This is a genomic window from Erythrobacter sp. KY5, assembly GCF_003264115.1.
Taxonomy (GTDB): domain Bacteria; phylum Pseudomonadota; class Alphaproteobacteria; order Sphingomonadales; family Sphingomonadaceae; genus Erythrobacter.
This window is the reverse complement of record NZ_CP021912.1, coordinates 2352270-2366169: the sequence shown is the minus strand read 5'-3', so window position 1 is coordinate 2366169 and position 13900 is coordinate 2352270. Positions and strand designations below refer to the sequence as shown.

The following is a 13900-nucleotide window of genomic DNA, read 5'->3' as shown; positions in this document are numbered from 1 at the left end:
TTCAATCAGGCTCCACGATGGCGTAATCGAACAGGCCCGAACGCTGCGCACCGTGGCGTTCGGCCATCTTCTGCCGGGTGTTGGCTTCGGTGGGGATAATGCACCATCCGCCGCCCATGGCGAGCGTTGCGTCCACCCCATCGGCCAGCACTTCGGGACCGGGCTGAGCGCGCCAATGGTCTCCGATCTCATCCGGGCTCTGGCGCGCACCGCCAAAGCGTTCTGGCCGGGCTTGCGCGGCGTTCCAGATCTGGGTGTTGAGGATGCCGGGGCAAAGGATCGTGACGCCGATATCGTCCCCCGCAAGCTCAGCGGTCAGCGCTTCGCCAATGGCGGCAGTCATCTGCTTGGTCGTGGCGTAGAGCGTGAAGGGGCCGCTTACCGGTACGACGGAGGCAGAGCTCGCGGTGATGCCGACATGGCGCGCGCCTTTGCGGGCCTTGAGTGACGGCAACCACGCCCGCGCCGTATGCATCGGGCCCATCACGTTGACGCCCATCAACCATTCAAGCGTGCTATCCTTTGCGGAACTGACCGTATCTGCGCTCCCCACGCCTGCGTTGATCCACAGCAGCGACGGCTCGACCCCCTGGGCGATCAGTTTCTCGGCCACCCGCTGCGTCTCTTTGGCGTCCGACACATCGCAGCCATGCGCAACCGACTGATCGCCGCACAGCCGCGCCGTTTCCTCCGCCTCGTAAGCGTCGATATCGAGCGCGCAGATGTGCATGCCCTTGGCGGCGAAGTGCTGCGCGAGCCACCGGCCAATCCCGCGCCCGGCTCCGGTAATGACGGCCCAGTCGCCGGGCTGGGCCGCAAATGCGGTCATTCGGCCGCTTCCGCAAGCTCGGCGCGCTGCGGGCCTCGGATCAGGCCGCCGGGTGCCTCTCCGGTCCACTTGCCTTCCTCGAACGTGACCACGCCGTTCTTGATCGTGCAGACATAGCCATCGGCCTTTTGCAGCAGGCGCTTACCACCAGCAGGAAGGTCGAAGGCAAGCCACGGGCGGCCCAGCTTCAGGCGCTCCATGTCGATCACATTGATATCGGCGAGATAGCCCGGCGCGATGACCCCGCGATCTTCGAGACCGTAAAGCATCGCAGTATCGCGGCACTGGCGCTTGATGGCGTTTTCGAGCGTGATGCGATCACCGCGCTTGCGATCGCGCACCCAGTGTTCAAGCATGAAAGTGGGCGAGGCCGCATCGCAGATCGTTCCGCAATGCGCGCCGCCATCGGACAGCGAATTGACGGTATCGTCGGCGTGCTGGAGCGGGTGGAGGAAGTCGAGATTGCCTTCCGCGTAGTTAAGGATCGGCAGGTAGATGAAGCCGGTCCCATCCTCGCGGCACAGCATGTCGTAAGCATATTCCTGCGGGTCCACGCCAGCGGCCTTGGCGCGCGCGTTCACGCTGGCGGTTTCGTCCGGTTCGTAGTCGAAATCCGGGTCCATCTCATATTGCAGCGCCCAGCCTTGGGTGATGACCATGACGACACCGATGATGTCCATCGGCGCTTCGGAATAGTCGTTGGCTTCGGATAGCAGCTGTTTCTTAAAGGCAGGATCAAGCAGTTTTGCTTTCTGCTCTTCCCAGGGAAGTTCTGCGATGGCCTGCCAGCTGGGGCGGTAGACGAAGGGGTTCACCGTGCCCTGCCACGCCATGATGATCCCGTTTCCGCGCAGAGCGATCTGGGCAACGATGTTCGCGCCGTTGTCGTTCTCGGTCCGCATCGTCTCGATCTGTTCTTTGAGCGGCATTTCCTTGGCGATGCTTTCGAGCGCTGCAAAGGTCACCGGAATGCCTGCCTCACGGCTCAGCTTGCCCATCCATTCGAACTCGTTCCAGTCGCGCTGGAGGTCGCTTGCCATTTCGAACACCGCGTGGCCGCCCGCATCCTTGGCGCGGCCCATGGCGTGACCGATTGCGACCAGTTCTTCGGGCGTCGCGGTGGTTCCGGGGACTAGCTCTCCGTCGACAGACTTGTGCAGGACGGTTCGCGAGGTCGAAAAACCAAGAGCACCGGCGCGCACGCCTTCTTCGACGATTGCGCTCATCTTGGCGATATCTTCGGAGGTGGGAACGGCACCCGGCTGCTCGCGGTCGCCGAGCACATAGGCGCGCACCGCGCCGTGCGGGACATGCGTGCCGATATCGACCGTCCTCGGCAGCTTTTCGAGCGCGTCGAGATATTCGGGGAAGGTCTCCCAATCCCAGGTGATCCCTTCGGCAAGAGCAGTGCCGGGAATGTCCTCGACCCCTTCCATCAGACTGATCAGCCATTCGTGCCGGTCGGGCTTGGCAGGGGCAAAGCCGACGCCGCAATTGCCCATGACGACCGTCGTGACGCCATGCCAGCTCGACGGAGCCATCTCCTGATCCCAGGTCGCCTGCCCATCGTAATGCGTATGGATGTCGACAAAGCCGGGCGCGACGATCTTGCCGCTTGCGTCAATTTCACGCTCCGCATCGCCGGTGACAGTGCCAACCTGCGCGATGATGCCGTCCCTTACTGCGACGTCTCCGGTGAAGCGCTCTCGCCCGGTTCCATCGACGATGGTTCCGCCCCTGATGATGAGGTCGAATGCTGGCATGAAATGTCTCCTCTCTCGGCTGCGGAAGGTCTCACAATGAAACCTGATTGTCCAGAACGAGACAGTCATGCAAATGCAGGGCGATCTCGCTATCAGACGGATCGAAGGAGATGCCCTTGATGATTGTTTGGAAACCCCTCGTTGCCGCTCTGGCGATCGCCGCTCTCGCCCTTCCGGCCCATGGTCAGTCTGACGATGGCGGCTGGAGAATTGTGCCAGCAAACGGGCTGTCGGCGATGGTGGATTGTCACGAGGAGAACGGGCGGACCCTGATCTCGGCTCATCGCGGCGGTCCGTCGCCGGGCCTGCCGGAAAATGCGATTGAGACGATGGACGCTGTCCTCACCGCCATCCCGGCTATCATGGAAGTCGATGTCGCGCGCAGTCCTGATGGCGTGCATTACCTGATGCACGATCGCACGCTCGACCGGACCACAACCGGCACCGGCGCGGTAACAGACGTTGCGTGGAGCGAAGTCGAACAATTGCGGCTGGTCGACGAAGCTGGCTGGGTGACGCCGTACCGCGTGCCGACCCTGCGCGCTGCGCTCGAATGGGCGAAAGGTCGCACCGTGCTCCAGATCGATTTCAAGCGCACTGCCGATTATGCGGAAGTGATCGGACTTGTCCGGGAAACCGCAAGCGAGGGGAACGTGATCCTGATCGCCTACTCGCTGGACGCTGCGAACCGGATGCTCGAATTGTGGCCCGAGGCGCCGTTGTCATTATCGCTCAGTGATCTGGGCGAGCTGGACGCGGCGAGGGCCGCCGGAATCCCGGATGCAAACATCATAGCCTTCACCGGAACGCGCATTCCGCGACCCGACCTCTACTCGCAGCTGGATGGCGAAGACATCGAAGTCATTTTCGGGACCTTGGGCCGCTCTCCCAATTCGATCGACAATGTGATCGACCGCTTCGGCACTGACGAACGGTATGCCGAACTTTCGCAAGGCGGGGTGGATATCCTCGCCACCGATCGCCCGCGCGAAGCCGCTGCCGCGCTAGCCGAGGCGGGGCGGTTGCCGCAGGCCGGATCATGCGGGGTCATCCGCGGCGAAGGCTAGCTCCTGTGAACAGGTGATGATAGCGATGCGGGATGGAGAGAAAACCAAGCTGGAACCCGCCCGCAGATAGCGACATCGCCATCCGCTGGGTGGAGGCGAACGGGCTGACATTCGAAGTCGCCGAGGCGGGTGAGGGCGAACATCTGGCCCTGTGCCTGCACGGCTTTCCCGAGCTGCATTATTCGTGGCGGCACCAGATGCCGATGCTTGCTGGCAAGGGTTACCGCGTCTGGGCACCGAACCTTCGCGGCTATGGAGCGACGGATCGGCCCAAGGGGACGGACGCATACCGCCTGCGCACGCTCGCACAGGACGTGGCGGCGCTGATCGATGGAAGCGGCGCGAAGAAGGTCACGCTCATCGCGCATGACTGGGGCGCGATCATCGCGTGGTACTTTGCAATCCTGAAGGTGCGCCCTTTGACCCGCCTCATCATCCTCAACGTTCCGCATCCGCGCTGTGCGAGGCGCGAATTGAAGAAGTGGCGTCAGCAGAAGAAAAGCTGGTACATCTTCTTCTTCCAGCTGCCATGGATACCCGAATGGTTGCTCGGGCGGGGAAGGGCAGCGCCAATCGGGCGCATCTTCCGGGATTCCGCAGTCAACAAGGCACTCTTCACCCGCGAGGAAGTCGCTCCCTATCGCGAAGCGGCGGCGCAGCCCGGCGCTCTGACGGCGATGTTTAATTACTACCGCGCGCTTTTAAGGCGGCCCGATGCGCGCGACACCGGCGCGGGGCTGGTCGACGTGCCGACGCTGGTGCTTTGGGGTGAGCAGGATGTCGCGATCGACATCCACGTCCTCGACGGGATGGAGGAATATGTGAGCGACCTCACCGTGCGCCGCTATCCCCACGCCTCGCATTGGGTTCAGCAGGATATTCCCGATGAAATCAACGCCGCCATGAGCGAATGGCTACCCGACGTTTAGGCGGCGGCTGCTGCTTTTCTTTCACTATCGGCCCGGTCAAGAAACTCGCGGATCGCGTCCACGCTCTCATCCTTGTGGCTGAGCAGGAACAGGTGCCCGCCACCCAGCATGATTTTCAGCTCGCTGTTGCGAATGAGCGTGTTCAGGAACTTGCCATTCGCCAGCGGAACAATGGCGTCTTCATCGCCCATCATGATCAGCGTTTCCTGATTGAGCAGGAAAGGCAGGGCAGGCGCGCTGGTCCAGCCGATCATGCAGAGCAACTGGTACATATAGCCGCGCGGTGATGGCGGCTGAAGGCGCGACATGTGCCCCTTTTTGCCCGGACCTGCTCCCAGGCCCTCGCCATAGAGCGTCTCGAAATTCTGCATCATGTAGTCTGTGTCGACGTAGCGACGCGGGTTGGCCATCTTGGTCAGCGCCTTGGGGCTGCCCGGCATCATCAGCATGCCCGCGCTGGTGGCGATCAGGACAACGCGGCGCACGCGGCCTGCATGCTGCATCGCGAAATGCTGTGCCATGCCGCCGCCCCAGCTGATCCCCATGACATCCACATCGCCAACGCCCAGATGATCGAGCAGCTGTGCAGCCGTCCAGCTCATGGTGAAGGGATTGTAAGGCATGAGCGGGTCAGGTGAACCGCCCACTCCCGGCATGTCGAACATGATGAACGGACGCTCTGGCAAAGCCTCAGCCAGCGGGGCCACCGCCTCGATATTCGCGCCAATGCCGTTGAAGAAAAGGACCGGCAGATGGTCGGAAGGCTCATCAAGCCTCCAGCGTGCCACCCTGAGCGTCCGGCCGCCCACCTGCTCCATCGAAACGTCCGCCCCGTGCATGGGGTCGTCCCTGGTTTCGCTCACGTAAGTATCGTCCTTTTCATGCGCGCGATCCCGGCGCTTTATTGGGTGGGAGGCACGTGTCGCAGATCCCTTGCGAAACGTGCCTCCCATAAGCTCTTTGGTTGTTATCTGAAACGGGCCTTATCAGACTTCTTCGAGAACGTAGAGTCCCGGTGCGGTTTCCATCGGCGGATGCGCGTCGCTGCCCACAGTTTCGGGCGCTGCCACCTTCTTGCCCGACCGTTTCTGAATCCATTCCATCCATAGCGGCCACCAGCTGCCCTTTACCTCTTCGGTGCCCTGCAGCCACTCGTCTGCTGTAGCGGGAAGCTTGTCCTTCTTCTTTTGGACGAAATACTTGGCTTTGGGGTTGCTGGGTGGGTTGAGGATTGCCTGCATGTGGCCCGACTGCGAAAGAACGTAGGTCACGTCTTTCGAACCGAACAGCTGGGTCGAACGGTATGTTGCTTTCCATGGGGTGATGTGGTCGGTCACGCCGCCGAGGATGAACAGGTCGCTGGTGACTTTCGACAGGTCGATCTTGTGGCCGGCCATCTCGACCTCGCCCTTCTTGGTGAAAGCGAGCGTTTCGTAAATCGTCAGGAAGTCGCCCATGAGGCTCGCCGACAGGTTGGTCGCATCGGCGTTCCAGAACAGCACGTCGAATGCGGGCGGGTCCATGCCGAGCAGGTAGTTGTTGATGACGTAATTCCAGATGAGATCGTTGGGGCGCAGCCAGGCAAAGCCGCGCGCAAGATCGTCTGCTTTGATGATCCCGGCTTTTTCCGCACGCTGGCGGGCGATCTGCATACCGTTCTCGCTGACGAGCGAGCCTGCCTCGATATCGGTTGCCTTGGGGTGCAGCACGCACACCATCATCGTCAGCGTGCCGAGAATATCGTTGCCCTGCGCTGCCAGCTTCGATGCGAGCACCGCCGCCGTCTGACCGCCCGAACAGCCCGAAGACACATTGACCTTGGGCGATCCGGTGATTTCGGAAGTGACTTCCAGCGCTTTCTCGCAAGCGGCGATGTAATCGTCCATGCCCCAGTGGCCCTGTTCCTTGGACGGGTTGCGCCATGAGATAACGAAGGTCTGGATACCGTTGTCGACCTGCCACTTGATCACCGACTTCTCGGGCGAGAGGTCGTTGATATACATCTTGTTGATCTGAGGCGGGATGGTGAGTTGCGGGGTCTCGTATACTTCGTCCGTGGTCGGCGCGTACTGGATCAACTCCATGATCTCATCGCGGTAGACGACGTTGCCTTTCGAGGTCGCGACATTCTCGCCCAGCTTGAACGGGCGCTTGTCGACCTGGCTGACCATGCCCTTGTTATGGACGAGGTCGTTATAGGCGTTTTGCAGACCCTTGATTAGGCTGAGGCCGCCGGAATTGATGATCTGCTTTTGCGCCGCAGGGTTGCCGGCAAGCGTGTTGGTCGGGGCGATGCCGTCAAGAATGATGTTGGCGATGAAGTTCGCGCGGTTGCGCTCCAGCTCGTCCAGTTCAAGCTCTTTGAGCCAGTTGCTCATCCCCTTCTGGATCGCGAGATAATACTGCGCGCCAGCCCGGAAGAACGGGTTGTACTGCCACGCCGGGTCCATGAAACGCTTGTCCTTGGGGTGAGGGGCAAGGTCGCTCTGGCCGGTCATGATCTTGACCATGTCTTCGCCCATCGTGCGCGCATGGCGCATGGCGCGGCTCGGATCGGAAGCGGTCTCGCGCAGAAGCAATGCGACCGCTCCGACGAAATCTTCGCGCGCAACACCGATCAGCGGCCCCAGCGCATTGGTCGATTGTGCGGCTTCGTTCTCGAGCGTTACCTTGGCTTCCGACATCCTATTCCCCTTGTTTCCGGCAGCTTATGCTTAAGCATATAGCGCGTGTCATGCGCCTAGATGGCGTGCCTTTGGGCGAGAGGCAAGCGGGGTTGTCGCCACGAACCGGCGGATTGCGCGTTTGTCTGGGTTAGCCATTCCTTCACCAGTTCATGGTTACTGGAATTTGGTGCATTAGAAATCACGGTTAGGGAAAATGGCTTCATTGCTTTCGAAATTGGCCGGCGGTGGCGGGGCTGGATCTGCTTCAAAACAGGCTGCGCAAGAAGTGGCGCAGGAACAGGACCGGCGCGCAGACCTTCTTTCAGGTCTGGAGAAAGCCGATCTGGGCTGGTTCTGGCAGACCGACGCGTCGGGCCGTCTGACCTACATTTCACCCAAGGCGAGCTCTTCTCTGGGGCTGAATCCGGATGAACTGCTTGGCAAGGAACTGACTGATTTCATGGCAACCGACAATTCGGCTGCCACCGGGGGCACTTCGCGACCGCTCAGGTTTCGCCTGAAGTCGCGCAGTCCGATCTCGTGCCTGAATGTCGAGATTACCGCTGCGAACAAGGAAGTGTGGTGGGAAATCTCCGCCGGACCTCGGCTTGACGAGCAGGGAGAATTTCGCGGCCTGCACGGGACCGCGCGCGATGTTACCAAGGCATTGGCAGAGGCCCGCGAGGCGGAGCATGCCGCGCAATTCGATTCCCTGACCGGTCTTGCCAACCGTTCACGAATGACCCGCATGCTTGAATCCACGCTGAGCGCCTTTAAGCAGTCCAAGCGTTCGGTCGCGATCATGCTGATGGATCTCGACCGCTTCAAGAAGGTTAACGACACGCTCGGTCATCCGGCAGGCGACGAATTGCTGGTGCAGGTGGCAGAGCGGCTCAACCGCATTTTCGACCAGCGCGGCGGCGAAATCGGGCGTCTGGGCGGCGATGAGTTCCAGGTCATCCTGCCCGATGTCGACGATCGCGGTGAACTGGCCGACCTTGCGAACAAAATGGTTCAGATGATTTCGCAGCCCTATACGCTTGCAGGGACGCGCGCGATAATCGGTTGCTCGATCGGTATCGCGGTGGCTCCCTATGACGGGATCGACGCAAACGAATTGATCAAGTCTGCCGACCTGGCGCTCTATTCCGCCAAGGATTCAGGGCGCGGGCAGTTCAAGTTCTATTCCGCTGAATTGAGCGCGGACGCCGATTTTCGTCAACGCATCGAGGATGACTTGCGCGATGCGATCGCGAATGACGAACTCGCGGTTCATTATCAGCCGATCGTCGACGCCCGCACGCACAAGGTCGCGTGTCTTGAAGCGCTGCTCCGTTGGGAGCATCCACATCGTGGTTTCGTCTCACCTGCCGACTTCATCCCCGTTGCAGAAGAGCAGGGCTTGATCGGTGAGATCGGTGAATGGACGCTGCGCAAGGTGTGCGAGGATCTGGTCCATTGCCCGCCCGAGATCCGGGTTGCCGTCAACGTGTCGGCGATCCAGTTCCAGGGCGAGAATTTCGTCGGCATGGTCAAGGAGGTCATTCAGGACACCGGGGTAAAGCCGTCCCGGATCGAGCTCGAAATCACTGAAAGCGTGTTCGTGGGCGATCTCGAAGCAACCATCGCGCAGTTCAAGAAGCTGAAGCGCATCGGTATCCGACTGGCGCTCGACGATTTCGGGACAGGCTATTCGTCGCTGAGCTATTTGCAGAACGCACCGTTCGACAAACTGAAGATCGACCAGAGCTTCGTTCGCGGCTGTGCTTCCGAAGACGCGAATAACGGGATTCTCGTCGCCGCAATCGTCTCGATGGCGTCGGCAATGGGCATGGAAACCGTCGCCGAAGGTGTCGAGGCCAAGGACGAGTACCACATGGTCGTCCAGCATGGCGCGAATCTCCTTCAGGGGTATCTCTTCTCCGGCGCGCTTACGCTCGAACAGCTCATGGAGCGCTTCGAGGCGGGTGAGATCGAATTCAAGCCGCGCGGCCCGGAAAAATACCGTGCAGAGCGCCACACCGAATTCCGCAAGATCGGGCTCGTCCATGGCGATGCGCGATACAATGTTATCCTGCGCAACATTTCCAAGACGGGCGCCATGATCGACGGGCTGCTTGATGTGCCGGTCGATACGGACGTGGTCCTCGATCTTGGCGGTGGCCAGCTGGCGGTCGCGACCGTCAAGCGGTCGGACGGTTCGATCCAGGGGGTGGAATTTGAAACCCCGCTGATCAGCAACGGATCGAGCGGCCTCTGCACCCGTCACCGTGTTTCGCCATATCAGATCGAGGCGGCTGGACGCGGTTACGGAGCCATTGACGACAGAGACGTTGCAGCCGTCATGGGCGGCTCTGGCGGGTCCAAGGCCTTCCTTGAGGTCGACATTACCAAATACGGTCTCTGATCTGCGGCAGGCCGACTTTTCGCGGCGATTGTCAGGATTTTTTACACGTTAACCCATGCCATTAGTGTAATAATAACCAACCGGATTTACGGCTGAGCAAGAACGCAACGCGTCCAATGGCGGGCGTAGGGAAAGGGAAGTCACCGGGTGCCCCTCAAGGGTTTCTTGTCATCGAAACGAAGCGGCGCAGGCAGTGCTGCAAGTGCGCTGTCGGATTCAGAGAAACTTTCCATGCTCGACGAGCTTGAGAGATCCGGCCTCGGCTGGTTTTGGGCGAGCGACCAGACCGGCAAGGTGACCTATCTCAGTGCGGCCATCGCAGAACGGCTGGACCTTCCGCTCAACGACATTATCGGACAACCGCTGGCAAGCGTGTTTGTATCGGCAGAACGGGAAGGGCGCACGAAGTCGCTTTCGCTGATGCTTGGCGCGCACAAGTCGTTCAGCGGCTTTGCCGTGCGGGCAGAGAAGCGTCCGGATAGCGCTGTGCTGAGGCTTTCAGGCCAACCGACCTTTGAAGGCAAAACCTTTATCGGGTTTCGCGGCACCGGTTCCGACATCACCGATGAATATCACCGCGAGGAAGAAACCGAGCGACTGGCCAAGTACGATTCGCTCACCGGCCTTTCCAACCGCCACCGCATGAAGCACCAGATCGAGACGACGCTCACCGCGTTCAAAGCGGCGAAGCGCAATTGCGCGATACTGATGCTCGACCTCGACAAGTTCAAACACGTCAACGACACGCTGGGCCATTCGGCTGGTGATGAATTGCTGCGACAGGTGTCCGATCGCCTCCAGCGCTCGATTGAGGTCGATTGCGAGATTGGCCGGTTGGGCGGTGACGAATTCCAGATCATGATCCCCGATCAGGACGATCGCGGCGTGCTCAGCGAAATCGCGATGAAGATCATCACGATGCTCAAACAGCCCTATTCCCTCGACGAAGGCCGCGCCATCATTGGCTGTTCGGTCGGGATCGCAGTTGCCCCGCATGACGGTGTTACCTTCGACGAAATCGTCAGAAACGCTGACCTTGCTCTCTATGCTGCCAAGAATGGCGGGCGCGGTCAGTACCGCTTCTTCTCGGGCGAACTTGAGAACGAGGCGATTTTCAGGCGCCGGTTGGAAGAAAATCTCGGTCAGGCCGTCCGCGACGAGCAGCTTTTCCTCAAATACGAACCGATGGTCGATGCAGCGACAGAGACCGTGCGCGCGCTCGAAGCGCATGTCTGCTGGAACCACGAACAGCGCGGCGAGATCGACGAGATCGAATTTGCGTCCATCCTCGAAGGCTCCAGCCAGGTCGCCGAAGTGGGTCTGTGGGCCATTCGCGAGGCCTGTCAGCAAGCGAGCACATGGCCCGACAGTATTCGCGTCGCTGTAAACGTGCCGGTTGCGCTGTTCACCTCCGATGGCTTTGTAGACTCGGTATCTGAAGCGCTGGAAGAAGCCGATCTGCCGCCGCATCGCCTCGAGCTTGAAATCAGCGAAGCGGTCTTCTTTGGCGACACCGACGTTGTCGACCGCGTGCTGGCATTGCTGTTCAAGCAGGGCATCAGGCTGACGCTCGACGAATTCGGTTCCGGTTATTCGTCGCTCGCTTACCTTCGCCGTGCGCCTTTCGACACGATCAAGATCGATCAGAAACTGGTCGCCGAGGCGGAAGAGCATGACGGCCGCGAGCTTGGCCTTATCCGGGCGATTGTCGCGCTTGCCGGCGCGCTCGAAATGGACACGATCGCGAATGGGATCGAATCTGTGGCGCTGTTCGACCGTCTCAAGGCATGCGGCGTCAAATTCATGGAAGGCCCGATCTATTCCGAGCCGGTAAACCGCGATGTAGTCGAGACCGAACTGGTCGGCGAGGCATGGAAGATCGCACCAAGCGGCGACCGCACCAAGCGGGCACGCCGCCGCACGGTCTTCCGCAAGATCCAGGTCATCCACGACGACCACTCCTACGAAGTTACGTTGCGCAATCTTTCCAAGAGCGGCGCATTGATCCAGGGGCTCGCGAACGTGCCCAAGGGTACGCAATTCGTGGTTGACCTCGGTGCCGGACAGCTCGCGGTCGCGACGGTGATACGGACCAATGGCGATATTCAGGGCCTCGAATTCGAGCAGTCGCTGATCGACGATGGTTCAGGCGGGCTTTGCACCCGGTACCGCGTCAGCCCCTATGCGCTCGCTTCGGCAGGCCGGCCACTCGAAGCTTTGGCGCAGGGTGACTACAAGGCGATGCCGGGTGGCGGGATCGGCCAATCCGGCAGTATTCCGCAATTTGCATATGCACCGCCGCCTCGCAACGAAGCGGCCTGAAACACTTCGCCGATCGATTGCAATTTTCGCGAATGACATTGGGGTGACGGGTCGCTAAATGCGCATCCAAATGACTGACCTCTCCAAAATCCGCAATTTCTCGATTATCGCGCATATCGACCACGGCAAGTCCACGCTGGCTGACCGTTTGATCCAGTTCACCGGCGGCCTGACCGATCGTGAGATGTCCGAGCAGGTGCTCGACAATATGGATATCGAGCGCGAGCGCGGGATCACCATCAAGGCCCAGACCGTTCGCCTCAACTACACGGCGAAGAATGGCGAGACCTATCAGCTAAACCTGATGGATACGCCAGGTCACGTCGACTTCGCTTACGAGGTAAGCCGCAGCCTTGCCGCATGCGAAGGCGCGCTGCTGGTGGTTGACGCGGCGCAGGGCGTCGAGGCGCAGACGCTCGCCAACGTGTACCAGTCAATCGAGCACGATCACGAAATCGTCTGCATCATCAACAAGGTCGATCTTCCCGCTGCCGAGCCAGAGCGCGTGAAGGAAGAGATCGAGGAAGTCATCGGTCTCGACGCATCGGATGCGGTCCTTACGTCGGCCAAGACCGGCATCGGCATCGAAGATGTGCTCGAAGCGGTCGTCGCCAAGATCCCGCCGCCCACGGGCGAGCGTGACAAGCCGCTAAAGGCCAGCCTCGTCGATAGCTGGTACGATCCGTATCTCGGCGTCGTCATCCTCGTGCGAGTGATCGAGGGGGTTCTGACCAAGGGTCAGCAGATCAAGTTTATGCAGGGCGGGACGCAGCACCTTGTCGACCGTGTTGGCTGCATGCGGCCCAAGATCGAGCAGCTGCCTGAACTTGGACCGGGCGAAATCGGCTTTATCACCGCGCAGATCAAAGAGGTCGAACAGGCCCGCGTGGGTGACACGATCACGACGGTGAAGAACGGGGCGAGCGAAGCGCTCAAGGGCTACAAGGAAGTCCAACCCGTGGTGTTCTGCGGCCTGTTCCCGGTCGATGCCGCCGACTTTGAAAAGCTGCGCGAAAGCATCGGGAAGCTGCGTTTGAACGACGCCTCGTTCTCCTTCGAAATGGAGAGCTCGGCTGCACTGGGCTTCGGCTTCCGCTGCGGGTTCCTAGGCCTGTTGCATCTGGAGATCATTCAGGAGCGCCTTAGCCGCGAATACGATCTTGACCTCATTACCACCGCGCCGAGCGTGGTTTACCGCGTCCATCTCAACAAATCGAAGACCGAAGACGCGACCACTATCGACATCCACAACCCTGCCGACTGGCCCGATGTCACCCGCATCGCGACCATCGAGGAGCCGTGGATCAAGGCGGTGATCTATACGCCGGACGAATATCTCGGCTCTATCCTGAAGCTGTGTCAGGATCGTCGCGGCGTCCAGACGAACCTTACCTATGTCGGTGGCCGTGCGCAGGTGACCTACGAATTGCCGCTGAACGAAGTGGTGTTCGATTTTTACGACCGCCTGAAGTCGATCTCGCGCGGTTATGCGAGCTTCGATTACGAGCAGATCGGCCTTCGCGAAGGCGACCTCGTGAAGATGAACATCCTCGTCAATAACGAACCGGTCGACGCGCTTTCACTGATCGTACACCGCTCCGTCGCCGAAGAGCGCGGTCGCGGTATGTGCGAGCGGCTGAAAGACCTCATCCCGCGCCACCTTTTCAAGATCCCCATTCAGGCGGCAATCGGGGGCAAGATCATCGCCCGCGAAACCATCGCGGCCCTGCGCAAGGACGTCACCGCCAAGTGTTATGGCGGCGACATCACGCGCAAGAAGAAGCTGCTCGAAAAGCAGAAAAAGGGTAAGGCGCGCATGCGCGAATACGGCAATGTGAGCATCCCGCAGGAGGCGTTTATTGCCGCCTTGCGGATGGGTGAGGAATAACATCGCCGGCCAAGCGGCTGATTGCAGAC

The 13900-nt window shown here is 60.4% G+C and carries 9 protein-coding genes; 5 read left to right on the top strand and 4 right to left on the bottom strand.

All coding sequences use genetic code 11. From position 1 onward, the window contains the following. Position 1: 1 nt before the first annotated feature. Positions 2–829 (bottom strand): SDR family oxidoreductase, encoded by an 828-nt coding sequence (locus CD351_RS11175; protein WP_111992716.1) that lies wholly within the window; start codon positions 827–829, stop codon positions 2–4. Then, entirely contained in the window at positions 826–2592 is a 1767-nt protein-coding gene (locus CD351_RS11170; protein ID WP_111992715.1) for an amidohydrolase family protein, read from the bottom strand. Before CD351_RS11170 ends, CD351_RS11175 begins: the two co-directional genes overlap by 4 nt. A 119-nt stretch (positions 2593–2711) precedes the next feature. Here CD351_RS11170 and CD351_RS11165 point away from each other — a divergent pair, with 119 nt between their 5' ends. Then, positions 2712–3659, top strand: coding sequence for a glycerophosphodiester phosphodiesterase family protein (locus CD351_RS11165; protein ID WP_162627701.1), 948 nt, complete (start codon positions 2712–2714; stop codon positions 3657–3659). 32 nt (positions 3660–3691) lie between these two features. After that, positions 3692–4588, top strand: a complete 897-nt coding sequence (locus CD351_RS11160; RefSeq protein ID WP_111992713.1) for an alpha/beta fold hydrolase — start codon at positions 3692–3694, stop codon at positions 4586–4588. Here CD351_RS11160 and CD351_RS11155 read toward each other — a convergent pair. Together CD351_RS11155 and CD351_RS11150 are read right to left on the bottom strand one after the other, a co-directional pair. Continuing rightward, the gene (locus CD351_RS11155) at positions 4585–5451 is read right to left on the bottom strand and encodes an alpha/beta fold hydrolase (RefSeq protein WP_111993723.1); all 867 of its coding nucleotides are present in this window, start codon (positions 5449–5451) and stop codon (positions 4585–4587) included. The two genes, CD351_RS11160 and CD351_RS11155, sit on opposite strands and share 4 nt — an antisense overlap. A 123-nt stretch (positions 5452–5574) precedes the next feature. Further along, positions 5575–7272, bottom strand: a complete 1698-nt coding sequence (locus CD351_RS11150; protein ID WP_111992712.1) for an alpha/beta hydrolase — start codon at positions 7270–7272, stop codon at positions 5575–5577. Positions 7273–7468: 196 nt separating this feature from the next. On the opposite strand from CD351_RS11150, the gene CD351_RS11145 reads away from it, so the two are divergent. The 3 genes from CD351_RS11145 (at position 7469) to lepA (ending at position 13871) form a co-directional block, all read left to right on the top strand. Beyond that, a complete protein-coding gene (locus CD351_RS11145; RefSeq protein ID WP_111992711.1) occupies positions 7469–9661 on the top strand; it encodes a bifunctional diguanylate cyclase/phosphodiesterase in 2193 nt (730 codons plus the stop codon). A 231-nt stretch (positions 9662–9892) separates the two neighbouring features. Further along, positions 9893–11983, top strand: coding sequence for a bifunctional diguanylate cyclase/phosphodiesterase (locus tag CD351_RS11140; RefSeq protein ID WP_111992710.1), 2091 nt, complete (start codon positions 9893–9895; stop codon positions 11981–11983). Between the two features lie 70 nt (positions 11984–12053). Continuing rightward, positions 12054–13871: a translation elongation factor 4 gene (gene lepA, locus CD351_RS11135; protein WP_111993722.1), complete on the top strand. Its 1818-nt coding sequence runs from the start codon at positions 12054–12056 to the stop codon at positions 13869–13871. The last annotated feature ends 29 nt before the right edge of the window (positions 13872–13900 follow it).